The organism is Sporolactobacillus sp. CQH2019 (assembly GCF_028765345.1).
Lineage (GTDB): Bacteria > Bacillota > Bacilli > Bacillales > Sporolactobacillaceae > Sporolactobacillus.
Window position 1 is genome coordinate 73,452 of sequence record NZ_JARAJZ010000008.1, and the last position, 26,835, is coordinate 100,286.

19 protein-coding genes and 1 riboswitch are annotated in these 26,835 nt (G+C 50.5%); of the genes, 15 read left to right on the forward strand and 4 right to left on the reverse strand.

Annotation, left to right across the window (positions count from 1 at the left end):
• Positions 1–37: 37 nt before the first annotated feature.
• The 6 genes from queG (at position 38) to lepB (OYT88_RS12650) (ending at position 6,208) form a co-directional block, all read left to right on the forward strand.
• Entirely contained in the window at positions 38–1,204 is a 1,167-nt protein-coding gene (gene queG / locus OYT88_RS12625) for a tRNA epoxyqueuosine(34) reductase QueG (RefSeq protein WP_274400484.1), read from the forward strand.
• An 87-nt stretch (positions 1,205–1,291) separates the two neighbouring features.
• Positions 1,292–2,209 carry an amidase domain-containing protein gene (locus tag OYT88_RS12630; protein ID WP_274400486.1) on the forward strand — a complete coding sequence of 306 codons (918 nt, stop codon included), beginning with the start codon at positions 1,292–1,294 and terminating at the stop codon, positions 2,207–2,209.
• Between the two features lie 103 nt (positions 2,210–2,312).
• Positions 2,313–2,786: a tRNA (uridine(34)/cytosine(34)/5-carboxymethylaminomethyluridine(34)-2'-O)-methyltransferase TrmL gene (trmL, locus tag OYT88_RS12635; RefSeq protein ID WP_274400488.1), complete on the forward strand. Its 474-nt coding sequence runs from the start codon at positions 2,313–2,315 to the stop codon at positions 2,784–2,786.
• 178 nt (positions 2,787–2,964) lie between these two features.
• Positions 2,965–4,860 carry an ATP-dependent protease PrkA gene (prkA, locus tag OYT88_RS12640; protein WP_274400490.1) on the forward strand — a complete coding sequence of 632 codons (1,896 nt, stop codon included), beginning with the start codon at positions 2,965–2,967 and terminating at the stop codon, positions 4,858–4,860.
• 80 nt (positions 4,861–4,940) lie between these two features.
• Positions 4,941–5,510, forward strand: a complete 570-nt coding sequence (gene lepB, locus OYT88_RS12645; RefSeq protein ID WP_274400492.1) for a signal peptidase I — start codon at positions 4,941–4,943, stop codon at positions 5,508–5,510.
• 134 nt (positions 5,511–5,644) lie between these two features.
• Positions 5,645–6,208: a signal peptidase I gene (gene lepB, locus OYT88_RS12650; RefSeq protein ID WP_274400494.1), complete on the forward strand. Its 564-nt coding sequence runs from the start codon at positions 5,645–5,647 to the stop codon at positions 6,206–6,208.
• A gap of 106 nt (positions 6,209–6,314) precedes the next feature.
• Here the strand turns inward: lepB (OYT88_RS12650) and yhbH are convergent, their stop codons facing one another.
• The 3 genes from yhbH to OYT88_RS12665 all read right to left on the reverse strand — a co-directional run bounded on the left by yhbH (position 6,315) and on the right by OYT88_RS12665 (position 8,078).
• A complete protein-coding gene (yhbH, locus tag OYT88_RS12655; RefSeq protein ID WP_274400495.1) occupies positions 6,315–7,472 on the reverse strand; it encodes a sporulation protein YhbH in 1,158 nt (385 codons plus the stop codon).
• A gap of 127 nt (positions 7,473–7,599) precedes the next feature.
• Positions 7,600–7,785 (reverse strand): hypothetical protein, encoded by a 186-nt coding sequence (locus OYT88_RS12660; protein WP_274400497.1) that lies wholly within the window; start codon positions 7,783–7,785, stop codon positions 7,600–7,602.
• 56 nt (positions 7,786–7,841) lie between these two features.
• A complete protein-coding gene (locus tag OYT88_RS12665) occupies positions 7,842–8,078 on the reverse strand; it encodes a hypothetical protein (protein WP_274400498.1) in 237 nt (78 codons plus the stop codon).
• Positions 8,079–8,492: 414 nt separating this feature from the next.
• Between OYT88_RS12665 and OYT88_RS12670 the strand changes: the two genes are divergently transcribed.
• The 3 genes from OYT88_RS12670 (at position 8,493) to OYT88_RS12680 (ending at position 13,169) form a co-directional block, all read left to right on the forward strand.
• Complete coding sequence (locus OYT88_RS12670; RefSeq protein ID WP_274400500.1) at positions 8,493–9,164, forward strand: HAD family hydrolase; 672 nt, start codon at positions 8,493–8,495, stop codon at positions 9,162–9,164.
• A 141-nt stretch (positions 9,165–9,305) separates the two neighbouring features.
• Positions 9,306–11,048: a phospho-sugar mutase gene (locus tag OYT88_RS12675; protein WP_274400501.1), complete on the forward strand. Its 1,743-nt coding sequence runs from the start codon at positions 9,306–9,308 to the stop codon at positions 11,046–11,048.
• A 543-nt stretch (positions 11,049–11,591) separates the two neighbouring features.
• Complete coding sequence (locus OYT88_RS12680) at positions 11,592–13,169, forward strand: peptide chain release factor 3 (RefSeq protein ID WP_274400502.1); 1,578 nt, start codon at positions 11,592–11,594, stop codon at positions 13,167–13,169.
• Between the two features lie 450 nt (positions 13,170–13,619).
• Here the strand turns inward: OYT88_RS12680 and metE are convergent, their stop codons facing one another.
• Complete coding sequence (metE, locus tag OYT88_RS12685) at positions 13,620–15,926, reverse strand: 5-methyltetrahydropteroyltriglutamate--homocysteine S-methyltransferase (protein WP_274400503.1); 2,307 nt, start codon at positions 15,924–15,926, stop codon at positions 13,620–13,622.
• Between the two features lie 121 nt (positions 15,927–16,047).
• Positions 16,048–16,164: riboswitch (SAM riboswitch) on the reverse strand.
• Between the two features lie 309 nt (positions 16,165–16,473).
• On the opposite strand from metE, the gene OYT88_RS12690 reads away from it, so the two are divergent.
• The 6 genes from OYT88_RS12690 (at position 16,474) to OYT88_RS12715 (ending at position 26,628) form a co-directional block, all read left to right on the forward strand.
• Positions 16,474–17,760: a globin-coupled sensor protein gene (locus tag OYT88_RS12690; RefSeq protein WP_274400504.1), complete on the forward strand. Its 1,287-nt coding sequence runs from the start codon at positions 16,474–16,476 to the stop codon at positions 17,758–17,760.
• A gap of 1,006 nt (positions 17,761–18,766) precedes the next feature.
• Positions 18,767–19,729: an AAA family ATPase gene (locus OYT88_RS12695; protein ID WP_274400505.1), complete on the forward strand. Its 963-nt coding sequence runs from the start codon at positions 18,767–18,769 to the stop codon at positions 19,727–19,729.
• Complete coding sequence (locus tag OYT88_RS12700) at positions 19,726–20,913, forward strand: DUF58 domain-containing protein (RefSeq protein ID WP_274400506.1); 1,188 nt, start codon at positions 19,726–19,728, stop codon at positions 20,911–20,913. Before OYT88_RS12695 ends, OYT88_RS12700 begins: the two co-directional genes overlap by 4 nt.
• A 2-nt stretch (positions 20,914–20,915) precedes the next feature.
• Positions 20,916–23,225, forward strand: a complete 2,310-nt coding sequence (locus OYT88_RS12705) for a transglutaminase TgpA family protein (RefSeq protein ID WP_274400508.1) — start codon at positions 20,916–20,918, stop codon at positions 23,223–23,225.
• Positions 23,226–23,373: 148 nt separating this feature from the next.
• Positions 23,374–24,789, forward strand: coding sequence for a SpoVR family protein (locus tag OYT88_RS12710; RefSeq protein WP_274400510.1), 1,416 nt, complete (start codon positions 23,374–23,376; stop codon positions 24,787–24,789).
• A gap of 285 nt (positions 24,790–25,074) precedes the next feature.
• The gene (locus tag OYT88_RS12715; RefSeq protein ID WP_274400511.1) at positions 25,075–26,628 is read left to right on the forward strand and encodes a phospholipase C; all 1,554 of its coding nucleotides are present in this window, start codon (positions 25,075–25,077) and stop codon (positions 26,626–26,628) included.
• Positions 26,629–26,835: the final 207 nt, after the last annotated feature.

Sequence of the window (26,835 nt, forward strand, 5' to 3'; positions counted from 1 at the left end):
TCCGGCAGATAAGCCGCCTTGGAAAGGAGTGCGCGGCATGACGGATTACAGCATTCTGAAACAGAAACTGATTGCTTTCAGCAAAAAAATCGGTGCCGACAAGATCGGCTTTACGACAGCGGAACCGTTTACCGAGCTGAAGGCCAGACTTTACTTGCAGCGGGAGCTCGGCTACCAGTCCGGATTTGAGAAAAAAGATATTGAGAAGCGGGCGGAACCGTCGCTGCTGATGGAAGGCGTGCAGTCGATCGTTGCGGTCGCTCTCGCCTATCCGAAGAAGATGGCCGTCCGCCCTGAAAATACAAAGGAAAACCGCCGCGGCGCATTTTGCCGGGCGTCATGGGGGACGGATTATCATCAGCTTGTCGGTGAGTGCCTGGAAAAGCTGGGCAGATTCCTGATCGATGAAATTCCCGGTGCCCGATTCAAAAACATGGTGGATACCGGGGAACTGTCCGATCGGGCGGTTGCCGAAAGGGCGGGCATCGGCTGGTCCGGAAAGAATACGAATGTGATCACAAAAGAATTCGGTTCCTACGTCTATCTCGGTGAAATGCTGACGAATATTCCTTTTCCGCCGGACAGGCCTGCCGAAGATCTGTGCGGAGACTGCACGATCTGCATTGACCGCTGCCCGACCGGGGCGATCGTTCAGGGCGGTCAATTGAACAGTCACAAATGCATCGCCTTTCTGACCCAGACGAAACAGGATATTCCTGAATACTACCGCAGGGCCGTCGGCAACCGGGTTTATGGATGCGATACCTGTCAGCAGGTCTGTCCTTACAACTGCGGTGTGGACAGCCACTTTCATGATGAAATGGAGCCTGATCCGGAACTGGCGCGGCCGCTTCTTAAGCCGCTGCTTACACTCTCCAATCGCAGTTTTAAAGAGACTTTCGGGAAATTATCCGGATCCTGGCGGGGGAAGAAACCGATTCAGCGCAATGCGGTTCTTGCGCTCGGCAATTACAAGGATGTGACTGCCGCACCGGAGCTGCTTCATCTGCTTGAAAAAGATCCGCGTCCGGTCATTCGCCGGGCCGCCGTCTGGTCGCTTGGGAAAATGCGGAACCTTTTAGAAAGCGGCGTGTATGAAGAAATGATTGGAACGTTGCAAACGCTGCTTGAGAAAGAAACTGATGAAAAAGTCCGAAACGATATAGAGCGCCTGCTGCTTCGCTGGCAGCTGCGGGAATTTTAAAACGTCTGGCCGTTTGACGTTTTTTTTTTCGGGGAGCATGAACTTCATGGCCCCTGCATAGGTATGACGTAAAAACGTCAACGGCGGGTGATCGAAATAGACTGGGAAGCATCTTTTCAGGCACATGTCGGGAAGCTGTGTGAATGGTGGGTGAACCGGCCGGCCGATTTTGATATCGTATTGAACGCCGACGAACGGCTGCGGCTGCAGAGAAGGAGCTTACGGCTGAAAAGTACAAACTGTGAGATTGAAAAAGCAATCGGCCGGACAAGAGTGGCCCGGATCGAAGAAAAAAGAGAGGATCAGGTGGTCGACTATCGTCTGCACATGCAATGGCTGATCAAACAAAGCGGCCGGTTCTATCTGGAAGAAAGGATCGAGGACAGACAGGCCGTTCTGCGCGGAAGCAGCATCGTGGCCGACGGCCTGCGGACACCTTCTTTAAAAAAAGAGGAAGGCACACCGGCTTCAGCGCCTTCTGCATCGGGAAAAGATCCGAAGGCAGGGCATTTCAGAGGATCTTATAATCGGCTTAACGCTGTCCGCTATGCCGAAGTCTGGTGGAACAGGCGCAACCCCGCTTTTCCGAAAATCGAAAATGACTGTACCAACTTCATTTCGCAGTGCCTTTTTGCCGGCGGCATTCAAATGAACGGCCAGCCGATCCGGAACAGGGGCTGGTGGCAGCAGTATTCGAACTGGAGTTTCAGCTGGGCGGTGGCTAATAATCTGCGCTGGTATCTGAGCCGGAGCGGCAATCTGATCGGCGCTGTGGAAACAGACAAACCGGACAAACTGGTACCCGGCGATGTCATTTGCTACGATTTCGAAGGCGACGGCCGCTGGAATCACAACACCCTCGTTACGGCTCTTGCTCCTTCCGGTCAGCCGCTCGTCAGTGCTCACACGTACGACGCACGTCATCGCGACTGGGCGTACACGGATTCGCCCGCCTGGACGGATCGGATTCAGTATAAATTTTTTCATATCCGCGATGGAAAGTGATGTGGGCTGAGCCGGATCATGTTATAATAAAATGGATTTTCTTCAGGCGGCCGGGCGCGAAAGCGCATTCGGAATCCTGATTTTTTCGAGGTGTACACGTTTCATGACCATTCATGTTGTTCTCTACCAGCCGCAAATTCCTCCCAACACGGGCAATATCGCCAGAACCTGTGCCGGCACGCACAGTTCGCTTCATCTGATCCGGCCGCTCGGATTTTCTACCGACGACAGGCACCTGAAAAGGGCCGGGCTGGACTACTGGCCTTCCGTGGATATTCATTACTATGATTCTCTGGATGATTTTTTTAATAAACATAATGAAGGAGAATTTTATTTTGTGGAAACCGATGGCAGCCGCCCGTACAGCCATTTTGATTTCAGCGACCCCGGCCGCAGCTATTATTTCTTTTTCGGGCGGGAGACGACGGGGCTTCCTAAAGATCTTGTTGCCGCACATAAAGACAGGTGCCTGAGGCTGCCTATGACGAATGCCATCCGCTCGCTCAATCTTTCGAACAGTGTGGCCATCATTGTCTACGAAGCGCTCCGTCAGCAGAATTTTCCCCTGCTGAAGTGACGGCCGCCGTTCAGAAAGATTCTAAGATTCCCCCGTGTCCGATTTTTTCTTTCCTGAAAAAGTCTTCTCTAATCATATTTTTACTATACGAAAAATGTGAGAACGGAGTTTTCATGAAAGATTGGGGGACCTGTGCATACACTTTATTACATGGGTTAATCTTTTCTGGGGGGATATTATGGACTTTCTGGAGAAATTAAAAGAATTCCGCGACTATGAGAAACAATTGAAGTGGGAAGGGACATTTACAGACTACCTGGAATTGGTGAAAAAGAACCCGGTGATTGCACAGTCCGCGCACTCCAGGGTGTATCAGATGATCGTCTCGTCGGGCGTTTCCGAGAAGGGCGGGCATAAGAACTATCGTTTTTTCGATGGACAAATTTACGGGCTCGAAGAAGCGATTGAGCGTCTGGTTGAAGAATACTTTCATCCGGCGGCCAAGCGCCTGGATGTAAAAAAACGTATCCTGCTCCTGATGGGGCCGGTCAGCGGCGGCAAGTCGACGATTGTGACCCTGCTGAAACGGGGTCTTGAGCAGTATTCGTGGACTGATGAGGGGGCCGTCTATGCGATTAAAGACTGCCCGATGCATGAGGATCCGCTGCATCTGATTCCCGTTCATCTGCGCGAGGATTTTTATCAGGAGACGGGCATTCGCATCGAAGGCAATCTTTCACCGCTCAATGCGATGCGGCTCGAAAAGGATTACGGGGGGAAAATCGAGAATGTGCCGGTCGAACGCATTTTTCTGTCGGAAGACAAGCGTATCGGCATCGGCACGTTCAGCCCCTCGGATCCGAAGTCTCAGGACATCGCCGATCTGACGGGAAGCATTGATTTTTCAACCATTGCCGAATACGGCTCGGAATCCGATCCGCGTGCTTACCGGTTTGACGGCGAGCTGAATAAAGCCAACCGCGGGATCATGGAATTTCAGGAAATGCTGAAATGCGATGAGAAATTTCTCTGGCATCTGCTCTCACTGACTCAGGAAGGCAATTTCAAAGCGGGCCGTTTTGCTCTGATCTCGGCGGATGAACTGATCATCGCTCATACGAATGAAACTGAGTACCGGGCGTTTATCAGCAACAAAAAAAATGAGGCGCTGCACTCGCGTATGATTGTCATGCCCGTTCCTTACAATCTGAAGGTCAGCGAAGAGGAAAAAATTTATAAAAAGCTGATTTCCGAGAGCGATGTCGCCGATGTCCATATTGCTCCGCATGCATTGAGAACGGCCGCCGTCTTTTCTATCCTGACCCGGCTGAAAGACTCGAAAAGCCGCGGCATCGATCTGGTGAAAAAGATGAGGCTGTATGACGGAGAACTGGTGGAAGGTTACAATACGGCCGATATTAAAGAATTGAGACATGAATTTTCGGATGAAGGAATGAGCGGCATTGATCCGCGCTATGTGATCAATCGCATTTCTTCGGCGATCATAAAAAAAGGAGTCCCTTCGATCAATGCCCTCGATATCCTGCGTTCGATCAAGGAAGGACTTGATCAGCATCCGTCGATTTCCGATGAAGACCGTGAGCGCTATACCGAATTTCTGGCGATCGCGCGCCGGGAATACGACGAATTGGCGAAGCGGGAAGTTCAGAAAGCATTTGTCTATTCTTTTGAAGAATCGGCAAAGACTTTGATGGACAATTATCTGGATAATGTCGAAGCTTATTGCAATAGCAATAAAATATTTGATCCGATTACAGGGGATGAAGTCGATCCGGATGAAAAACTGATGCGTTCGATCGAAGAGCAGATCGGTATTTCCGAGAATGCGAAAAAAGCGTTCAGGGAAGAGATACTGATTCGGATTTCCGCCTATGCACGCAAGGGAAAAAGATTTAATTATCAGTCGCATGAGCGGCTGAAAGAAGCGATACAGAAAAAACTTTTTGCTGATTTAAAAGATGTCGTTAAAATCACGACGTCCAGCAAAACACCGGATGAAACGCAGCTTAAACGAATTAACGAGGTAATTGCAAGACTCGTCGACGAGTACGGTTATAATACCACTTCGGCGAACGAATTATTAAGATATGTAGGCAGTCTGCTCAATCGCTGAAAATCGGCGGCATGATCCGGACTGCCGCAGGCGGTCGTTCCGGGCGCGGAACGGAATGTCAATCGGGGCAGGGAAAACAAATGAAGGCAGCAACAAAAGAACTTTGGAGCTGGATAAGAGCAATTGCTATTGCCGTAATTATTGCTCTTCTTATCCGCTATTTTATTTTTGACAATTATGTAGTCAAAGGCGAATCGATGATGCCGTCGCTTCAGGACGGCAACCGGCTGATCGTTGATAAGATCAGCTATTCTTTCGGGACGCCGCATCGCTTCGATGTTGTTGTTTTTCATGCAACGCCGACGGATGATTATGTCAAACGGATCATCGGGCTGCCCGGCGACACGATTGCCTATAAAAATGATCAGCTCTATGTGAACGGGAAAGCGGTACAGGAGCCTTACCTGGATAAGTATAAGGCAAAGCTGCCGAAGGGGGAGCTTCTGACACCCGATTTTAATCTTAAAGAAAAAACCGGGGTGCTCCGTGTTCCGAAAGGAAAAATCTGGGTCATGGGAGACAATCGCCAGAACAGCGAGGACAGCCGCTTCTTCGGATTTGTAGATGAAAAACAGATTATCGGCAAAGTGGACGTTCGCTACTGGCCCCTTCCGGAATTCGGTACAATCCATTTACTGGAAAATCAATGAGCTTATTTTTGAAAAGCGCTGCGTCCGGTTGGGAACAGCGCTTTTCGTGTACGCTAAAGAGGACGCAGGAAAATCTGCCGGCTGAAGCTGCGCCGACGGGACTATTTTTATAGAGACAGAGGAGTCGTTGGCCGATGAAGAAAGAAAAAAAACAAAATGAAGCATTTACGTGGATTCTGGCAATTGGACTGGCCGTTTTCGTTGTGCTGATTGTGCGGTCATTCATTATCGGGAACTATATCGTTCAGGGGCCCTCGATGATGCCGACGCTTTATGACGGCGACAGGCTGGTTGTGAATAAAATAGATTACAGGTTCACCCAGCCCAAGCGTTTTGATGTCGTCATTTTCCATGCGACAGCGACGGACGATTATGTAAAAAGAGTGATCGGCCTGCCCGGAGATAAAATTACTTATTCAAATGATCGGCTGTACATAAATGATAAAAAGGTCAGCGAGCCCTTCCTGGACCGCTATAAGCAGCAGCTGGCAGGCGGGGTGCTGACCGGGAATTTCTCGTTAAAAGGGCTGACGGGACAGATGCGCGTGCCGAAGGGCGAATTGTGGGTGATGGGCGACAATCGGCAGAACAGTGCGGACAGCCGCATATTCGGCTTTGTTAGTGAGAAGAAACTGGTCGGGAAAGTAGATGTTCGCTATTGGCCGCTTAATCGCCTGGGAATCATACACGGCAACTAAAAAAGCCCTCATTCGGGCACTTTTTTAAAGAAGATCGGCAAGCCCCGGCCCCGATCAAAGGCTGGGCCCCTGAAATTGCGGGGAGAGACTAAGACCGCCGGGCCGTTCAAATGGCAGTGCTTTCGGGCTCTTTATGAAAAAAGTATTTCATCGCATGATAGACATCGCTCTTCTGTTTTAAGATAAATGAACGAAAGGCATCGTTTTTAATCGTCCGGTAGGCACTCATCAAGGTGCTCGATCTGTGATAGGGATTGATTTCCCCGTAGCCGAAAAAGTCGGTCAGCGACATAATTTCATTGACCAGGCGGATGCATTTCGGATTATCCGATGAGAGGTTGTCGCCGTCTGAAAAATGGAATGGATAAATATTATATTTTGAGGGAGGGTAGGACGTCCGGATCAATTCCAGCGCTTTTACATAGGCTGATGAACAGATGGTGCCGCCGCTTTCACCCTTGGAAAAGAAATCCTCCTCCGTGACAATTTTCGCTTCAGTATGGTGGGCGATAAACTGAATACTGACTCTTTCATACTTGGTTCTGAGAAAGCGTGCCATCCAGAAAAAGAAGCTGCGTGCGATATATTTCTCCCAGACGCCCATCGATCCGCTGGTGTCCATCAGCGCAAGCACGACGGCCTTGCTCTCCGGTTTAATAACGGTCTCCCATGTCTTGAAGCGAAGATCTTCTTCGCGGATCGGATAGATCTGTGTTTTTCCGGAGCGGGCATTTCTCCTGATTGCCTGCAGGATCGTCCGCCGTTTATCAATGTTGCCCATCAGTCCTTTTTTTCGGACATCGCGGTAATCGATGCTGTCGACGACAACGTCCGCTTCCAGTTTGCGTTTCAGGTGGGGAAGTTCCAGTTCCTTGAAAAAGAGATTTTCAATTTCCATAATCGAGACATTGGCTTCATAATAGTCGATTCCGGGTCTGTCGCCTGCGCCGTTTCCTTTGCCCGTTCCCTGGCCCGCCTGTCTTCCGGGTGCCTTGGCAATGACATCGCCGACTTTGCTGTCGCCTTTTCCCTGGCCGACGTGCTTTGTTTTTTCAAAGTTGTAACGCAGTTTATACTCGTCCAATGAGCGAATCGGGATCCGGGTCATCTTCTGACCGTCCGAAAGAATGATGCTTTCATTGCTGATCAGATCAGGAAGATTGTTCTTGATTGCTTCCCTGACTTTTTCCGCATGCCGGCGCTGGTCCTGATAGCCCTTTTGATGAAGGTCCCACTGTTCTTCGGAAATCAAAAAGTCCGCCATAAAAGAATCCCTCCTTACTAAAGATGAGCCGGGTACCATAGAGTGCGGCCGCTTATGAGGTTGATTAATTTAGTGTATGCGCGCTTCCTGAAACCTTGACTCTTTTTATACTATTAAGTATAAAATTTCAGCGGATTGTATCCATGCGGCTCAGGCTCTGTCCGCGCCGTGGGCTTGCCAGCGGGGCGCTCATGAATGTGCCGATCGTCGAAAGCACGGAGCGGATTTGGAACCTGAGACAGGCCGCTCCCTTCTTTTGAGACGGCGCCCTATTAAAAAATAATCCGCATGCCGTCAGGCGGCAGCGGATCATTTCCATATCTCCTAAAATCCATATTCGTTCGAAACTTCCTCTGCTTTCGAACCTCCTTATTTTTCGCGGATCATGGCGTTTTGCTGCCGGCGGCCGGATAAATTTCCTGCCATTCCCGGCGGGTGAGCTGATGCCGGCCCCTTTGGCAGATTCAATGGCCCGTTTCGTTTGGGGCTGGTCGTATCGAGGATGACCTGTCCGTCTGCCGAATGGCGCAGAATCCAGGCCAATCGAGCTGATTCGTCTGCCGGCGCGTCAGGCTGCCGTGGGCTGTCTCCAGAAAAAATCATCATACGTGCAGCTTCGCCGTGAATAAGGCCGCATTTTGTCTGCAGGCTGATCCTGTTTCCTTAAGCCGGGCCGCTTTGCCGGCCCCTGCCCGGATGGGGCTTCATGGACCCTGTTGTTGTGATCAAAAAAATTGATTCCGTTTTCAAGATCCGTCCCAATCATTCCGCAGTGCCTTCAGACATATTGGCGCTTCGCATGCAGCCCCGAACAACCGCTGAAATTTGATTTTTTTCAGGCACGATAACCGGCTGCTTCATAAATGACGCTCTCCCTCGTAAACGATTTGCTTTTAAATTTTTTCAATGCCGCCGTTTTATCAAAAATGGACAGAAGGGCCGCCTTGGTTTTTTTTCTTAAATAAATTGCAGCAATCGTGTTAAAATGAATCGTGAAGCCACTGAGAAGGGTTGTTTGAAATGATTAAAGCCATAGTTTTTGATTTTGACGGTGTGATTTTGGATAGTGAACGAATTATGTATCTAGTCATGCAGGAAATGTTTCAGAGATATCATGTGAATCTGCCTCTGAGTGTGTGGAGCCAGTCCGTCGGGACGCAGCACGGTTTTGATTCGTTCGGCTATCTGGAAGAACAGGGGCATATCAAAATTAACCATGAAGCCTTTCAGAAAGAAAGATACGAACTTTTTAACAGACTTGTCGATCAGGAAGAGGTGCTCCCGGGCGTAAAATCGCTGCTCACCCAAGCTGAAAACCTGGGATTGAAAATCGGCCTTGCCACGAGTTCAAGGGGCGAATGGACGCGCAGGCATCTGAAACGCCTCGGCCTGTCCGACTATTTTCTCAGCATCAAATCAAGTGACGATGTCGAAAAAGTGAAACCCGATCCGGCGCTCTATATTCAATCGATTGACAGCCTGGGCGTGCAGCCGAAGGAAGCCATCGCCATCGAGGATTCGTTCAACGGCTCGCTTGCTGCGAAAAAAGCGGGACTGTACTGTATTGTTGTCCCGAACGCTGTGACGAAGCAGATGCCGTTCGGACACGTTGACGGCTGTTTTAATTCTCTCCTGGATGTGTCTCTCGAGAAATTGATCAGGTATTTCGCTCCTAAAGTCAGCAAATCTTAGAATAAAAAGTGGAGCCGCACACCTTATTTACGATGTGCGGCTGTTTGATTGACATGTGAATGACAGCGTTTTTTTGCTATAATAAGGAATGAAACTTCGGCAAAAAGGTATGAAGAACCATATAAACACGAGGTGGTCAGTTTGGGTTGGGAAACAGTTTATAAAAAATGGCAGGCGGATGAAAGCCTGGATGAGGATCTGAAAACGCAGCTGGATGCAATCGCAGATGACCCGGTCAAGCTGGAAGACTGCTTTTACAAAAATTTGGAATTCGGTACCGGCGGGATGCGCGGAGAACTCGGCCCGGGAACAAACCGGCTGAATATTTACACCGTCAGAAAAGCAACGGAAGGTTTGGCAAGATATATTCTGAATGCGGGCGGAGATGCCGTCAGGCGCGGGGTTGTGATCGCGCATGATCCGCGCCACTTCTCCGCGGAATTTACGGTAGAAGCCGCGAAAACGCTGGGTGCCCACGGCATCAAAACGTTTATCTTCGATACGCTCCGTCCGACGCCGGTACTCTCGTTTGCCGTGCGTTATCTGCACGCTTTCGCAGGGATCGTGATCACGGCGAGCCACAATCCGCCGCAATATAACGGATACAAGGTCTACAATGAATTCGGCGGCCAGCTGCCCCCGGCTGAAGCAGATGACGTGATTAAATATGTGGCTTCGGTTGAGGATGAACTGAAGGTACAAGTCGGGAATGAACAGGCACTGAAGACAAAGGGGCTGCTTGAAGTCATTAGTGAAAAGGTGGATCAGGCCTATCAGGAAAACCTGAAAACCTTGTCGCTGAATCCCGGAATCATCAAACAGGTCGGGTCCGATCTTAAGATTGTCTTTACTCCGCTTCATGGATCCAGCTATCATCCGATTGTGAACGGCCTGAAGAACTGGGGCTTTACCAATGTAACGGTCGTTAAGGAGCAGGCGGATCCCGATCCTGAATTTTCAACGGTCAAGTCGCCTAATCCGGAGGAGCATGCGGCCTTTAAAATTGCCATTGAATACGGAAAGAAAATCGATGCGGATATTCTGCTCGGGACGGATCCCGACTCCGACAGACTCGGTGTTGCCGTTAAAAATGATCAGGGTGAATATGTGGTTCTGACCGGCAACCAGACCGGAGCGGTTTTACTGGATTATCTGCTTTCCCAGAAGAAGGAAAAAGGCACACTGCCGGCCAACGGCGTTGTCGTTAAGACCATCGTCACGTCTGAGATCGGCCGGGCGATTGCCGCAGCTTTCGGGATCCCGACTGTCGATACACTGACCGGGTTTAAATTTATCGGTGAAAAAATCCACGAATATGAACGGAGCGGCGAGCACACGTTCCTCTTCGGCTATGAAGAAAGTTACGGCTATCTGATCGGTTCTTTTGTCCGCGACAAGGATGCGGTTCAGGCCGCCCTGTTCGCTGCCGAGGCGGCCGCCTTCTTTAAATCTCAAGGGAAGTCGTTTTACGATGCGCTTCAGGATGTCTTCAAAAAGTACGGTTATTACAGGGAAGGGCTTGAATCTCTGACACTGAAAGGAATTGAGGGCAATGCGGAGATTGAGGCGATTCTGACCGATTTCAGAAAGCATCCGCCGGTGGAAATGGGCGGAGTTTCTGTTGCTGTTATCGAAGACTATGAAAAATCCGAAGCGATCGACGTGAAAACGGCTGCCAAAACAAAGATTGCCCTGCCGGTTTCCAACGTACTGAAGTATAAACTCGACGACGGTTCATGGTTCTGCCTGAGGCCGTCCGGAACGGAACCGAAGATTAAATTTTATTTCGGTGTCAAAGGCAAAAACGAAGAGACGCGGGACAGCAAATTTGCCGCTCTGAAAACGGCCGTGATGGAACGTGTACACGCGCTCGTGAAAAAATAAGACACTGACGCCGGGCCGGAACGGTTTCCTGATCGGCCCGGGGGCATGTCTGCGATAAGATTCGCTTGTTTTTTGACAAAAGTTTTTTGCTGAGAGATTTCATGTAACTATTTGAACATACCGGGATAAAATGATAGAAGGGCATTCGCAGGGCGAGACGATGGCTTTTTCGGAAGGGATCATCCCATTCTGGGCCGCCGGGAAATGGCATCCGACTCGTAGAGTGGCGGCGAATGCCTTTTTCTTGTACTATAAGATGGTATGAATTTTATCGGAATATCGTATAAGCGGTCGAACGCAAGCGCTTGTCCTGCGGCATGGGGATCGCCGGCCGGACATAGTCGCTGTGGCATGCTGGCATCAGGACCGGCCGTCAGCTGCACAAAGGCGCAGGCTCTGCAGCGTGTTCGGTATCAGTCCGTCACAATCGGGCCTTTGTCTTCGCGTGAAGGCCTGCCGATCGGCCGGTTTTCTTTAGGTGACTCGCGGCGTGAATCATAATCGGGCAGTTGCAGACGATCAGTGTTTTTTTAGGAGGAAAAAATGAATCAGTTACAACAGGAAATTCGAAGAAGACGCACGTTTGCCATCATATCCCATCCGGACGCCGGAAAAACGACGCTGACGGAAAAACTGCTTGTTCTTGGCGGGGCCATTCGAACGGCAGGAGCCGTCAAGTCGCGCAAGGCGGAAAAGTTCGCGACCTCCGATTGGATGGAACTGGAGAAAAAGAGAGGCATTTCGGTAACTTCCAGTGTGATGCAGTTTGAATATGCAGGCTATAAGATCAATATTCTTGATACACCGGGGCACCAGGATTTCAGTGAGGACACGTACCGGACGTTGATGGCTGTCGACAGCGTCGTCATGATCATTGATGCGGCGAAGGGGGTCGAACCGCAGACGATCAAACTGTTTAAGGTTTGCCGCGACCGCGGCATTCCCATCTTCACCTTTATCAATAAGCTTGACCGCCAGGGGAAAGAGCCGCTTGAGCTTTTCGAAGAAATTGAAGATGTGCTCGGCATTGAAACGTACCCGATTAATTATCCGATCGGTATGGGACAGTCTTTTCGCGGAGTGTACGACCGCCTGGAGCATCGGATCGAGTGGTATAACGACAAACGTGAACGGCAGGTGCAGCAGCTCGGCGAAGTGGAGGAACTGGGCACCATTCTTAAAGAGAACGTCGATGACTATACACTCAGTCAGCTTGAAGAAAATCTTCTGCTGCTGGACGAGGCGGGAAGCACCTACGATTTCGAGAAGGTGAGGTCAGGGAAACAGACGCCTGTATTTTTTGGCAGCGCCATCTCAAGTTTCGGCATTCCGACTTTTTTGGAACACTATCTTAAAATGGCGCCGTATCCGCAGCCGCGGCAGTCGAGCGGCGGCCTTGTCAATCCGGACGACAAGCAATTTTCCGGATTTGTTTTTAAAATCCAGGCCAATATGAATCCGTCTCACCGTGATCGTATCGCCTTCCTGCGTATTTGTTCGGGACGATTTGAAAAGGGGATGACGGTCTATCTCGACCGCACCGGCAAACAGCTCAAGCTCGCTCAGCCTCAGCAGTTCTTCGCGGACAGCAGGGAACTGATCGATGAGGCTTTTCCGGGCGACATTGTCGGCCTTTATGATACCGGATTTTACCAGATTGGCGATACGGTCTGCGAAGCCAAGGAAACGTTCAATTTTGGAGCGCTGCCGCAGTTTGCGCCGGAGCATTTTGCCAAGGTCCGGGCGAAAAATGCAATGAAACAAAAACATTTCCTCAAAGGCGTCAGCCAACTGGCTCAGGAAGGCGCCATTCAGGTTTACAAGACGCCTTTTGAAGAGACCGTTCTCGGCGTTGTCGGCACCCTGCAGTTCGATGTCTTTGTCTACAGAATGCAGGCAGAATACGGCGTCGATCTTGATATTGAACACATGCCCCATCAGGTGGCGAAATGGATCGCCAAGAGGGAAGATGCCGAAGACTTGCGCCGCCACTCAAACAATTTGATTGTGACCGATTACAAAGATCGGCCGGTTATTATTTTTGAAAATGATTTTTCGCTGCGCTGGTTTCAGCAAAAACATCCCGATATCGAATTGCGGGATTCAAGTCATAATATGTAATCATAGTCAGTCCTGAACGGAAACAAAGGAGCCTCAGCGGCTGAACCGGGCATTAAGAAGCCCGGCTTTTTGTTCGGAAAAAATGATTCGCAGAGCGGCCGTCCGGCCGATCCGGCTGCCTGCCGGACGGAATCGTTTACCAGCCGAAATTGCGGGTTTACCGGCCGAAATCGGAGGTCTACCGGCGGGAATCGCAGGTCTACCAGCCGAAATCGCGGGTCTATCGGCCAAAATCATGGCTGTACCGGCGGAATTGCAAGGTCTATCGACCGGAGTGCGGGATAGATCCACCAAATCCGGCTGCCGACCGGTTAGGATATCGGTTTTCCCAGGCTGCTGCCGTTTCTCCGGCTTATAAAAGGAAAGCGTGGCTGGATTCTTCAAATAATCGCGGCCCATTGCGTAAAAAAAAGAACGCCTCATAGGCGTTCTTTTTTAAGACGGTGTTGTTTACTTTCCGATTTTGCTCTCCAGTTCCTTCCGGACTTCGTGGGCAGCCTCAACCATGTTTTTCAGTGCTGGAATCGCTTCTTCCGGTTTACGTGTCTTAAGGCCGCAGTCCGGGTTGATCCAGAACAGTTTCGGATCAAGCACCTGCAGTGCGCGTTCCGCATAGGATTTTATTTCATCGACGCTTGGAATGCGCGGGCTGTGGATGTCGTAAACGCCGAGGCCGATTCCTTTTTCATATTTAAAATCTTCAAAGGTCGAGATGATTTCGCCATGGCTGCGCGCGGCCTCGATCGAAATGACATCGGTATCGAGCGCATCAATGGCTTCAATGATTTCGTCAAATTCCGAGTAACACATATGGGTGTGGACCTGTGTATCGTTGTTGACGAACGAAGTGGCGAGCCGGAACGCGTAAACCGCATCGTGCAGATACCCGGCTTTTTTCTTTTCCTTAAGCGGCAGGCCTTCGCGCAGCGCAGGTTCATCCACCTGAATCATGCGGATGTCCGCTTCTTCAAGCGCGTGCACTTCTTTCTTCAGTGCCAGCGCGATCTGGTTGAAGACATCGGCCTGACTGATGTCGTTGCGGACGAAGGACCAGTTGTAGATAGTAACCGGACCGGTAAGCATGCCTTTAACCGGCAGTTTGGTGAGCGACTGGGCATAGGCGCTTTCTTTTACCGTTATCGGTTTTTGCCAGGCAACGTCGCCGAAAATCAGCGGCGGCTTGACGCAGCGCGAGCCGTAGGACTGCACCCATCCGAAGCGTGTAAAGGCGAATCCCGCCAGTTTCTCTCCGAAATATTCCACCATGTCGTTCCGTTCGAATTCTCCGTGGACAAGCACATCGACGCCGATGTTTTCCTGAATTTTAATCCATTTGCCTGTTTCGTCTTTGATAAATTGATTGTACTGTTCTTCCGACCACTCGCCCTTGCGCAGATTGCGCCGTGCCTGTCGGACCTCCGGGGTCTGAGGGAAGCTTCCGATCGTCGTTGTCGGAAGGATCGGAAGTTGAAAAGCGTCTTTCTGAATCTGCCGGCGCAGCCTGAACGATCCCGGGCGCGACGGCAATTCGGATCCGAGATGCCGCAGTTCTCTCTGTACATTCTTGTTGTTGCGGTGATCGGACTGCTGCAGCGCCTGCAGGTCGTCCCGGCTTTTCCTGATGTCTGCTTCGATTGCCGCTTTTCCCGAATTCAGTCCTTTGACAAGTGTGACCGTTTCCGTCAGTTTTTCATCGGCGAACGAAAGCGCATTTTTTAATAGCGGATCGAGCGATGCTTCATTCCTGACGGTCACAGGAACATGCAGCAGGTTGGATGACGGTGAGACAAACAGTTTATCTTTTCCGCCGACATAACCGAGCAGCTTGGAAAGAAGGTCGAACGTCGCGGCCAGATCGGTTTTCCAGACGTTGCGTCCGTCAATCACGCCGGCCGCGAGTACTTTGTCTTTCGGAAATCCGGCAGTCTGAAGCAGGCTGAGGTTCGCCTCTCTGCCGTCAACAAAATCGAGGCCGATGCCGTCGACCGGCAGTTTGATGATTTCTTCGTAGCCGTCGATGGCTTCAAAATAAGTCTGAAGGAGCAGCTTTAATCCGCGGACACCGTTTCTGATCGAGCGATACGTTTCCCGGAATACTTCCAGATCTTCCTGAGACAGCGTTCCGACTAATACCGGTTCATCGATCTGCACCCATTCGGCTCCGGCATCTTTCAGTTCATTAAATACCCGGACGTACAGCGGGATCAGTGATTCAAGAAGCGGCCTGAAATGATCGCGATCATAACCCTTGGACAGCCGGAGCAGAGTGACCGGACCGACAATCACCGGCTTAGCGATAATATCGAGCTCGTTTTTTGCTTCGTTGAACAGAGTAAGCAGGCGGTTTTCGGTGATGAAAGGCCGTGTTTTATTGCTGATTTCAGGGACAATATAGTGATAATTGGTATTGAACCATTTTGTCATTTCCGAAGCTTCTGCTTCTTTGTCTCCGCGGGCAATAGAAAAATAGGTTTCGAGCGGAATCTTTTTATCTCCCTTGTTGAAGCGATCGGGAATCAGGCCGAATAATACGGCCGTATCAAGCACGTGATCGTAAAGGCTGAAATCACCGACCGGTATCAGATCTACACCCAGGTCCTTTTGCTTTTTCAGATAACTCAGGCGAAGCTTTTTAACCGTCGCAAGAAAGACGTCTTTTGAAATTTTGCCGGCCCAGAATTGCTCCAGAGCCTTTTTCCATTCCCGTTTTTCACCGATTCTCGGATAGCCAAGATTGGAACTCAGCACTTCTGCCATACTCTCATCCTCCCGTTTCCTTTCTTTGAAAGAAGCCTTATCTATGAGCGGGAAATAAAAAAGCGGAAAAATTAAAGACCTCTCCAGCTTTGGCAGAGAGGCCTGAATGATCATCCGCACCCTCTTATTTCTCAAAACCCCGCTGATCGAAGTTTTGCTGGAATTGGCACCTTTTTCAAATTCACTGAAAGGTTGCCGGGCTTCACTGGGCCAGTCCCTCCGCCACTCTCAATAAGAGTCTTTCATAATGAAGTTTAAAGAAATTTTAGCACGAAACATTTCCCGCGTCAATTGAAAATGCAAACGGCCGATACGGTTTGATATCGGCAGATGGATCTCCAGAGTAAATTTCTTCGGCCGTTTTAAAGAAAGCCTGTTCGAAAAGAAAGCATGCACCCTTACATATGTTTGAAAATCCGTTAAAAGTCACCAGGTTCCGTTATAACCGGTTTTGTTATAATGTAGATAAATCCATCGTGAGGCCTATTCTGAATGGATCAGCGTGCCGATCATGGACTAAAGAGCGAACGGAAGCGGGGGAGACCGGGTGTTTTTTAAAAAAGGTGAGGAAGCGGTTGATGACTGGCTGGAGAGGGCAAAGTCCGAGAAAGTCTCTGTCACGGTCAAAGACGGCAAGGTGCTTGAAAAACTGAGAATGCTTGATCTGACAAATGAAGATTTGCAGCTGCTGAAGCTCTTGCGGCCTTTTGTGCAGAAAGAGATCAATGTCATCGCAAAAGATTTCTACGGCAGTGTCTATGAAATCGAGCCGCTGAAACAAATGATCGACAAGCACAGCACCGTTGAAAAGCTGAGCCGGACGCTGGCGGCACATGTTATGGAACTCTTTTCAGGAATCATTGATGAATCCTTTCTTGAAAGGCGGCTCAGGGTCGGAAAAATACATTATACGATTGCTCTGAGTCCGTCTTACTACATGGGAGCTTTTCAAAATCTGCAGAGCAGCCTGTGCCGGATCGTTTTCCGAACGGTCGGCGATATTTCTGCTGTCGAGCGAATGGTCCGGGCGATTGATAAGATCATCAGCTTTGAGCAGCAGATTGTTCTTGAAGCTTACGATCTGGAATACTCACAGAACCTGAAGAGGGAATATGAAGTAGGCCGGGAAGATCTCCGATCGGCCATAGCGCACGTCAGCGACAGTCTGACGGCTCTGACGGATCAGACCGGGGAGACGGTCAGCGCTTTGTCCGGACATTTTCAACTCGTCAGGGAGTCTTCGGCCGAAAGCAGCCGGGAGACACAGACTGCCAAAACACAGGCTTCCGCGGGACAGGCCCAGCTGGAACGGCTTTTTTCTCAGGTTACGGCGGCCAATCACTCCATTAAAGAAATGGGCAGGATGGTCGGAAAACTGGAAGAATCGTCACAGGCCATCGGCCGCGTGACCGTTCTCGTTAAAGAAATTTCGGAGCAGACGAACATACTGGCTCTGAATTCGGCAATCGAGGCGGCCAGGGCGGGAGAGTACGGCAAGGGATTTGCCGTCGTCTCACAGGAGATAAAAAGACTGGCTGAAGAAACCAATCATGCCATGGTGCAGATTTCCGATCTTATAGGCAAGTCTGTAAACGTCACGTCCCGCGTTGTCGGTTCTCTGAACGCAACGACGGGAATCATAGAAAAAGGAATGGAAGAATCGAAGCAGACTGCCGACAAATTCCGGGACATCATTTCATCGGTTGACCGGAACAGCAAGCTTTCCGAGGATATCAATAAAAGTATGGATGAACTTGTCGGCATCACGAAAAAATTGGGAACGGGAACCGATACATTATCCGTTTCGGTGGATCAGTTAAAAAACAGTCTGTAAAAAAGGCTGGTCCGTCAATGGACAGGCAGGACCGAAAAGGGAGAAATCACGCGAAAAATATGACGTGCTTCCTCCTTTTATTTCTGGAAGAAAGAATATCGGCTTTTTTAAACGGCTATGTCCGACGGACCGGGCGGTGACAGTTTTATAAAGTATAATGGGCATCTTCTCAACTCATGCATCCAGTCGGGCTGCGGCGCGAAAACACCGGCGATTTTTCCGAAAAGCGATCGCTTGGCACAGGCGGCAGTTTATTCTTTTGAATGGTTCAGGCGAACGGCGCTTGATTCCGCTGAAAAAGCGGCAGATCCCGCATGGGCAGGCGCTGCATGGCGGAAATGTCTGCTCTTTTTCTCCTGACCGCCCGCGGATTCCTGTAAATCGCAGCCAAAATCACCGGGAAACGTCCTTCCGGTTAAAGTTGCCCAAAAAGGAGCGTTTCCAAAAAGGTCAGCGGGGCTATTGAAAGTTTCGTTCCTATCAAGCAGCCGGCGGAAAATCGACAGAAACAGTCAAAAAATCAGCAGCAAACGGACCAATAAGTGCGAATAATCAGAACGGCAAGATCATCCCTGATTGATGGATCAACCGCGGCCGGGGTCTTATCAACTGGTGTGGCCCGATTTTATCGGCCGTCGCCGGGAGTTTATCGTCCGTTGTGCCGGGTTTATCGGTCGTCATCGGGAGTTTATCGGTCATCAGTAGCCGTTTATCGATCATTGCGCCCGATTCCGCGGCACCTGATCTGTCAAATCGTTGTGCGAGTTTATTAATCGCGGAAATGCTCTCTGCCGTTCGAGAGACTGACAGTCTCAGGAAAAGCCGATCCTCATTATTTGGCGATACAGCAGGAAAATGGGCTGAAGAATCCATATAAAGTATTTAAACCTGTCGCCCGGTCTGTGCCCCGCCGGCGTTCTGAGGAGCCCCGAATGGAATTACGGCCGGAAAGTCTGTACAATAGAATTGAAATGGTTGAAATAATCAGAACAAAGCGGGGAAAAAAATGAACCATGGCGCTGAACATCAACTAATCGCTGATATGATCGATCATGTTGAAACCGTCGTAGTCGGCAAGAGGAAAATCATTAAACTGATCACGGTTGCCATGCTTGCCGGGGGACATGTTCTGATTGAAGATATTCCGGGTGTGGGCAAAACGCTCCTCGTCCGTGCCATCGCCCGGACAATCGGGGCGGAATTCAAACGGATTCAGTTTACGCCCGATCTTCTGCCCTCCGATATTACCGGCCTCTCCCTGTATAATCAAAAAACTCTGCAATTTGAATTCCGACCGGGACCGCTGATGGGCAATATCATTTTAGCGGATGAAATAAACCGGACGTCTCCGAAGACGCAATCCGCTCTTCTGGAAGGAATGGCGGAAGGCAGTGTGACTGTAGACGGTGTTTCCCGGGAACTCCCGGATCTCTTTTTTGTCATGGCCACCCAGAATCCGATTGAGTACGAAGGAACTTATACCCTGCCCGAAGCTCAGCTGGACCGTTTCCTGATCAAACTGTCCATAGGCTATCCGAGCAGGAAAGACGAGCTGGCCATTTTGAACCGCACGGCCGGCCGCGATCCTCTGAAAGAGCTCCGCTCGATTCTGACGGTTTCCGATATTCTGCAGCTGCGCCGCTGTGCAGATTCGGTTTTCGTTTCGGACAGTATCAAAAATTATATTCTTGATATCGTTACGGCAACGCGCGAACATCCGATGGTTTATCTTGGAGTCAGTCCGAGAGGAACGCTGGGTCTGCTGAAAGCCGTTCAGGCATATGCTTTTGTCGAACAGCGCGATTTCGTCGTTCCGGACGATGTCAAGGCGATGGCTCCGTTTGTCATTGGGCACCGGCTGGTTCTTGAACAGGAGGCTTCCTATGAAAATATGACTGCGCTTGCGATTGTCGATGAAATCATCGATAAAATCGGAGTCCCGGTTATGCGTGAGGAATCGGTTAAATGAAAACCGGCCTCCATCGTCTTCTCGCATTCAGAAAAAGTGCGTTCTGCCGTTGTGCGGTCATACTCCTTGTTTTTGCCTGCATGTTTGTTTTCGCCATGTTTCAAGGCGGCTTTGCCGGCTGGTTTGTTTTTTACGCCTTTATGCCCTTTGTTTTTTACATGTTTTTTTTACTCGTCTACCCATTCCGATCGATTGAAGCGAAAAGAGCGATTCAAGAGAAAGAGTTGTTTGCCGGCGACACGATGCATGTCCGGATTATGCTGAAAAGAAGGTGGCCGGCCCCTTTTTTTCTGGTCACCGTTCAGGACATTTTTTCACCGCGCTCCGGCGGACAGGTGCGTGAGGGAGATGCGGTCAGGCTGTTCTGGCTGCGGCGCTCCGCCACTCTGTCCTACTCGCTTCCGAATATGGTGCGGGGGAACTATACAGTCCGGGAAATTCGGCTGAAAACCGGAGATTCCTTCGGCTTTTTTCACAGAACCGTCCGATTGAAGTGCGAAGGAACGTGGCTTGTCTATCCCAAAACACAGCCGCTTGGGATACCCGGGGCTGGTTTCGGGAAAAGCGCTTTGGACGATCTGATCCGGCAGAGAGATCTTTCGCAGTTCGCGGGTATCCGTCCCTATCAGCCGACCGACCGTCTGTCGTGGCTTGACTGGAAATCAACGGCGCGGACGAACCGGCTTGTGGCCAAACAGTTTGAGCCGGAAAGAGAAAGACAGGCTTCCGTCGTTTTCGTGGCACGCGGAAGGGACACGGATGCCCTTTTTGAACGCGGAGTGGCTTTTACCGCTTCTCTGGTCAGAATGCTTATCGAAACGGGCTTCAGCGTGCACCTGACCTGGAGCAGCACGGCTAAACCGCTTTTTCTTCAGGGGAGTGCCATTCACGCAATGGCCGGCGTCAATGAGGCGATGGCGGGGTTATCAAAGGCCGGGGCCTTAAAGGCCGATGATCTGCGGCTCTCCGGCAACAAGAAAAAAATCGGTTTTGTAGTGACGACCGACCCGGCACTGGCGCCGTTTGTGAGCAAATTCGCCCGTTCAGCCAGACAGCTGCAGATCCTGTTCCTTGTGGCCGATTCCGCCGGAAGAAACAGGCTAAAACCTTCTGCGTCTCCGTATTTTTCACTTTATCTGTCGATCAATGAAAAATTCGACAGACTCTTAAAGGCGGGTGGATGAAAATGGAGACGGCCGCAAAAAAGTCTCTGACTGCCGTGCTTTACCTCCTTGGTTCCATTATACTGTGGGAATGTGCCCGACCGGTTACCGAACTGACCGTTTTACAGTCGGAACCGATCATTCTTGCCTTTATTGCCGTGACGATGCTGCTTTCCTATTTGCGGCTGCCGGGATGGCTGCAGGCCGCCGGGAACGGGTTGATGCTTCTGTACAGCCTGCATTATTTCTTTTTTTCGAATCAGGCGCTGCTTAGTGCAGAATGGATCCGGCAGGCGGCCCGGAACATTTATCAGAATTTCGGAATACTGTGGCAGGGCAGACTGGTGAATCTGTCCGACCTGTTCAGTACATTGATCTTTTTCGTTCTGCTGTGGCTGATTGGCCAGGTCCTGCAGCACTGGATCAGGGCCGGACGCTTCTTTTTGTTTTTCTTCCTGGCGCTTGCCTTGCTTTGTGCGCTGAACACGTTTACGTTTTATGATGCCCGCCGGTCCATTGTGATTGTTGCTGTTTCCGGGCTGATGATTCTCGGTATCCAGGAATTGATGAGGGTACAGGAAAGCGGTGTGAAACCGGGAGGTAAAAAGCTGTATTCTGCCTGGTTCCTCACCATCGGTATGACCGTTGTTCTGGTGCTTGCCGCGGGACTTGCCGGCCCTAAGCCTGCCGCTCAATGGCCGAGCCCTTCATCTCTTTTTCAGAAAGTCAGTGTTCCCGTTTTAAGTAAAAACGGCTCTTTTTTTTCGGCCGGGCAGCGGATCGGTTACGATGAAGATGATTCCAGCCTCGGCGGCTCGCTTGCGATGGACACGACGGTGCTTTTTACAGCCAGTTCCGGCGGAAGCAATGACTATTGGAAGGTAGCCGTAAAGGATGTTTATAGCGGAAAAGGGTGGAAGAGCAGCGGTGATTCTTACGCATCGCTTTCCGGTTCTTACGGACGTTTTTCTATCCTTAACCCGTATGAGGGGAATACGGCTGTTTCTGAAGAGACCGCTACGCTTACATTTACGAATGAGAGCCCGGCGATACTCCCCTATTCGGGACAGCCGACTGCTGTGCAGGTACAGGGCGGAAGGCTGAAACTGGATCAGGAGACCGGCCAGATTCAAAGCAGCAGCGGTAAAAAGGCGAAGACGGAGCGAATCAGTTATCTGCAGCCGACGTTCCGGATCGATCGGCTCAGGCAGGTGCAAAACGGTGAAGACCCGCTGTCGGTCAGAGAGAAGGATCTGCAGCTCCCGAATTCGCTGCCCGGCCGTGTCCGGTCGCTTGCGCGCGGGATCACGGCTTCTCAGAATAATCGGTACGATAAAGTGATGGCGGTGGTCAATTATTTGAAATCCTCCCGATTCAGCTATTCGACAGACCGGGTGCCGCGGCCGACAGGAAATCAGGATTATGTCGATCAGTTTCTGTTTCGCTCAAAGATCGGTTATTGTGATAATTTTTCAACAGCGATGGCCGTTCTTCTGCGCTCTGTCGGTATTCCCGCCCGTTGGGTCAAGGGATTTTCTTCCGGTACATATGTCGGGCAGACAACGGAAACGATCGGCGGCAAGAAAGTGCCGAGATATGTTTCCGAGATTACCAATGCCAACGCCCATTCCTGGGTAGAAGTCTATTTCCCCGGCAGCGGCTGGGTGGCCTTTGAACCGACACCGTCTTTCAGCGGGCCGGACAAATTTAGCAGCGTTTCTTCCGGAAAGGAGCCGTTTTCATCCAGCGCCGCTCAGGGAAAGGGCATGCAAAACAAATTGCCGGCTCAGACGCAAAAAGCGGCACAGCCTAATCGGCAGCAGAAAACAGAACCGCAGTCAAAGCCGGCGCCGCAGTCAAACCGGTCCCTCAATGCGACGGGAAAAGCGGCCGCCTCTTCCGGCAATCAGAACGGGCCGGCCGTCGACTGGGGCATGGTCGGGCGGATTTTCATCGGTGTGGCTGCGGCCGGGCTCCTGTTAGCGTTGATAACGTGGAGAAGATGGCTGACGGCATTTTACGTACGGAAACAGCGGCGTATCAAAATCAGGGACAGAGACAGCTTCAACCGCGCCTACAAAAACCTGTTCCGGCTGCTGCGCCTGAAGGGCCTGGACCGGAGCGATACGCAGACACTGCGGGAGTTCGCCGAAACAGTCGATCGCCGTTTTTCCGGGAACGGCATGCTGCAGCTGACGAAGTACTACGAACGCTTTATCTATGGAAATCAAGATACGGTTTCCGAGCGCCAGAGCACGCTGCTTGACGACCTGTGCGCGGCCATTGTGGAAAAAATGAATCCGGCCGCAAATTCGGCCGGGCGTCCGCAATAGCCGCCGGACCGTTTCCGCCGCAATGCAACCGTCGGGTGCCGCGTGATTTGAACCATTGTCCGGTATATTATGACGGGGTTTGTTCATAGGATGAAGAAAAAGCATTTGCCTGAGGCGAAATCGGCCTGGAAAGGAGGCTGGCGCTCCAATGAATCAGGAAGAGTTCAAAGCCCTTGACCGTTCCATCGACGAAATAACGGAAATCGCGAGAGGTTTCGGTCTTGACTTTTATCCGATGCGTTATGAGATTTGCCCTGCGGACATTATTTATACATTCGGTGCCTACGGTATGCCGACACGTTTTTCCCATTGGAGTTTCGGCAAACAGTTTTACAAAATGAAGATGCAGTACGATCTCGGCCTCAGTAAAATTTATGAACTCGTGATTAATTCCGACCCATGCTACGCCTTTCTGCTCAATACGAACACGCTGATTCAGAATAAAATGATTGTTGCCCATGTGCTTGCCCACTGCGATTTCTTTAAAAACAATGTCCGCTTTGTCAATACCCGCCGGGACATGGTCGAGAGCATGAGCGCCACTGCGGAACGCATTCATGATTACGAAGAAAAATACGGCAGGAAAAAAGTGGAAAAGTTCATCGATGCGGTGCTCGCTATTCAGGAACATGTGGATCCGCGTATTATAAGAAAGGGAGACTGGCTGGACAGCAAGCCCGGAAAGCCGACCAGGAAGAAGAAACGTCCGCTGTCCCAGTACCAGGATTTGCTTGATCTCGATGACGTCGAAGAAAAGGGCGGCGAAGAAGAAGAAAAGAACAAATTTCCGAAGCGTCCCGAAAAAGATCTTCTCTTTTTCATTGAAGAGTACAGCCGGGTCCTTGAAGACTGGCAGCGTGATATTTTAACGATGCTCAGGGAAGAAATGCTTTATTTCTGGCCGCAGCTCGAGACAAAGATTATGAATGAAGGATGGGCCTCATACTGGCACGCACGGATCATCCGCGAACTGGATCTGACATCCGACGAAGCAGTTGAGTTTGCGAAACTGAATGCCCAGGTGGTGCAGCCTTCGCAGCAAAGCATCAATCCCTACTATCTCGGGCTTAAGCTGTTCGAGGATATTGAGAAACGGTATAATCATCCGAGCGAGACGATGAGAGCGCATGGCATTAAAGAAGGATCCGGTTCTGAAAAAATATTCGAGGTCCGCGAACTGGAGTCCGATCAGTCGTTTATCCGCAATTATCTGACTAAAGAACTGGTTTATCGGGAGGATCTCTTTCTGTTTGAAAAAAAGGGCAATGAGTATACAATCACGGATAAAGACTGGAAAAATGTCCGCGATCAGCTCGTGTCGATGAGAGTCAACGGCGGTTTCCCGTATATTGTTGTCGAAGACGGGGACTACCAGAGCAACGGAGAACTGCTGCTGAAACATCGCTATGAAGGCATAGAGCTCGATGTCAGGGACATGGAAGGGGTGCTGAAATATCTCGTCCGGCTCTGGGGCCGGCCCGTTCATCTGCAGACGGTTATTGAGGACCGTCCGACTCTGTTCAGCTTCGAGAAGGATGAGATAAAACGCAAGAGGCTGGATTGATCGCCTGCTTTTTTGGAAAATGTGCCCGTTCTGCCGGGGCCATCCGGCAGGGAAAAGAGAGCAGTTCTTAAGGAAAGCAAAAACACGGCATCTGCCGGTAAAGGCCTTTTGAGGCCTTTTTTGTGTGCGCTCTTTTTCATTTTTTTGAACCTTTCGAACTATTCGGATGCACTCATATTTCGCCTGATTATTATAAAACCTTAAAATCTGCTTAACGCTGTGCACGCTATACTAAAAAAGTAACCTATTCCGAAAAGATAATCTGATTAAGAGGAGTTGAAAAAGTTGAGAGTTAAGAGAATGGCAGCAAGCATTGCCGGCACGCTGCTGGCCGTGAGCGCGGTCTTCAGTGCGGCGGCTCCTGATTCTGTTTTCGGCAAAAGTACTGACCATCGGACACAGACGGTGAAAACGGCTAAATCACAGACAGCAACGCCAATTAAGCACATTGTCGTCCTTTTTGATGAAAACGTTTCTTTTGATCACTATTTCGGGACGTATCCGAACGCAGCCAACAGCACGCCCGGCGAGCCGACATTTAGCGCTAAGGCAAATACGCCGAGCGTTAATGGATTAACGGGTGCTCTTTTGTCCGACAACCCGAATTCCAGCAACCCGCAGCGGCTGTCACGCTCACAGGCGATGACTCCCGACATGAATCACAGTTACAGCGCGGAACAGAAAGCCTATGACGGAGGCAAAATGGATCAGTTTGTCCAATATGCCGGGAACGGTAATCCTGTTGTTATGAACTACTATGACGGCAATACGGTGACCGCTCTGTGGAACTACGCGCAGAACTTCTCAATGAGCGACAATTCATACAATACAACCTTCGGACCTTCGACACCCGGCGCGCTTAATCTCGTATCCGGCCAGACACACGGCATGACGGCCTATCAGAATGGACAAGCCGTTTCCGGCGTTTCCGGCCAGGTTGCAAACGGCACGGTCATTGCCGATCCGGATCCCTACTATGATTCGGCCTCGAAATCAGCGGTGCGCGTTTCCGCGAGCGGCAAGAACATCGGCGATCTGCTTAACAGCAAAGGAATAACCTGGGGCTGGTTTCAGGGAGGATTTCGCAATCCGTCTGCAACCCATGTAAATATCGCGGGCACTGCGGTCACCGACTACAGTCCGCATCATGAACCTTTCCAATATTATCAGTCGACGGCCAACCCGAATCATCTGGCTCCGTCATCCGTCCGTAAAATCGGTTATACGGACCGGGCTAATCATCAATACGACCTGACCGATTTCTGGACCGCGGCAAATAAAGGCAGTCTGCCGGCCGTCAGCTTTCTGAAGGCGGGAATGTACCAGGACGGCCATGCGGGTTATTCCGATCCGCTTGATGAACAGAACTTTATTGTGACTACGATTAACAAACTGCAAAAACTGCCGCAATGGAAAGATACGGCTGTCGTCATTGCCTATGACGATTCGGACGGCTGGTATGATCACGTGGCGGGTCCGCTGGTCAACGGCTCAAACGACCCGGGCAACGATGCCTTGTTCGGCCTCGGAAACAGCGGAACGCCGAGTCTCGGAAACTATCTCGACCGCGCCGGCTACGGCCCGCGTCTTCCGCTTCTCGTGATTTCGTCTTATGCGAAAACAAATTATGTTGACCATACCTTGACTGACCAGACTTCAATCCTGCGCTTTATCGAGGACAACTGGAAACTGGGAAAGATCGGCAATCATTCATTTGATGCGATAGCTGGTTCGCTCAATAGCATGTTCAATTTCAAACAGGGCCCGAAAGCACAAAGATTGTTTCTTGACCCGGCGACAGGCAAACAGGTCCGGCCGGGCAAAGTGAATAAGAATTAAATCTTAGTCATCTATGAAAAATAGTGCCGGCACGGATCGCTCTGATCGGCCGGCCGCCATCGAAAACGGATTTTTAAATCGAGTGACCGGGAGAGGATGCTTCCGGTTTTTTTGTATTTTTCAGCTCTTAATCTGCAGGAGACGCGTTCAAAATCGATCCGTTCCTGCTCTAAAGGAAACTGCCTGATTCTCTGTTACGGGAATCGA

Excerpts from the sequence above, each read along its gene's own strand:
- OYT88_RS12695 (WP_274400505.1), top strand. The coding sequence starts at position 18,767 with ATGAACCATGGCGCTGAACATCAACTAATCGCTGATATGATCGATCAT.
- OYT88_RS12710 (WP_274400510.1), top strand. The coding sequence starts at position 23,374 with ATGAATCAGGAAGAGTTCAAAGCCCTTGACCGTTCCATCGACGAAATA.
- OYT88_RS12665 (WP_274400498.1), bottom strand. The coding sequence starts at position 8,078 with ATGATGATTTTTTCTGGAGACAGCCCACGGCAGCCTGACGCGCCGGCA.
- metE (WP_274400503.1), bottom strand. The coding sequence starts at position 15,926 with ATGGCAGAAGTGCTGAGTTCCAATCTTGGCTATCCGAGAATCGGTGAA.
- lepB (WP_274400494.1), top strand. The coding sequence starts at position 5,645 with ATGAAGAAAGAAAAAAAACAAAATGAAGCATTTACGTGGATTCTGGCA.
- yhbH (WP_274400495.1), bottom strand. The coding sequence starts at position 7,472 with ATGGCGGACTTTTTGATTTCCGAAGAACAGTGGGACCTTCATCAAAAG.
- queG (WP_274400484.1), top strand. The coding sequence starts at position 38 with ATGACGGATTACAGCATTCTGAAACAGAAACTGATTGCTTTCAGCAAA.
- OYT88_RS12670 (WP_274400500.1), top strand. The coding sequence starts at position 8,493 with ATGATTAAAGCCATAGTTTTTGATTTTGACGGTGTGATTTTGGATAGT.
- OYT88_RS12660 (WP_274400497.1), bottom strand. The coding sequence starts at position 7,785 with ATGATCCGCTGCCGCCTGACGGCATGCGGATTATTTTTTAATAGGGCG.
- trmL (WP_274400488.1), top strand. The coding sequence starts at position 2,313 with ATGACCATTCATGTTGTTCTCTACCAGCCGCAAATTCCTCCCAACACG.
- OYT88_RS12700 (WP_274400506.1), top strand. The coding sequence starts at position 19,726 with ATGAAAACCGGCCTCCATCGTCTTCTCGCATTCAGAAAAAGTGCGTTC.
- prkA (WP_274400490.1), top strand. The coding sequence starts at position 2,965 with ATGGACTTTCTGGAGAAATTAAAAGAATTCCGCGACTATGAGAAACAA.
- lepB (WP_274400492.1), top strand. The coding sequence starts at position 4,941 with ATGAAGGCAGCAACAAAAGAACTTTGGAGCTGGATAAGAGCAATTGCT.
- OYT88_RS12705 (WP_274400508.1), top strand. The coding sequence starts at position 20,916 with ATGGAGACGGCCGCAAAAAAGTCTCTGACTGCCGTGCTTTACCTCCTT.
- OYT88_RS12680 (WP_274400502.1), top strand. The coding sequence starts at position 11,592 with ATGAATCAGTTACAACAGGAAATTCGAAGAAGACGCACGTTTGCCATC.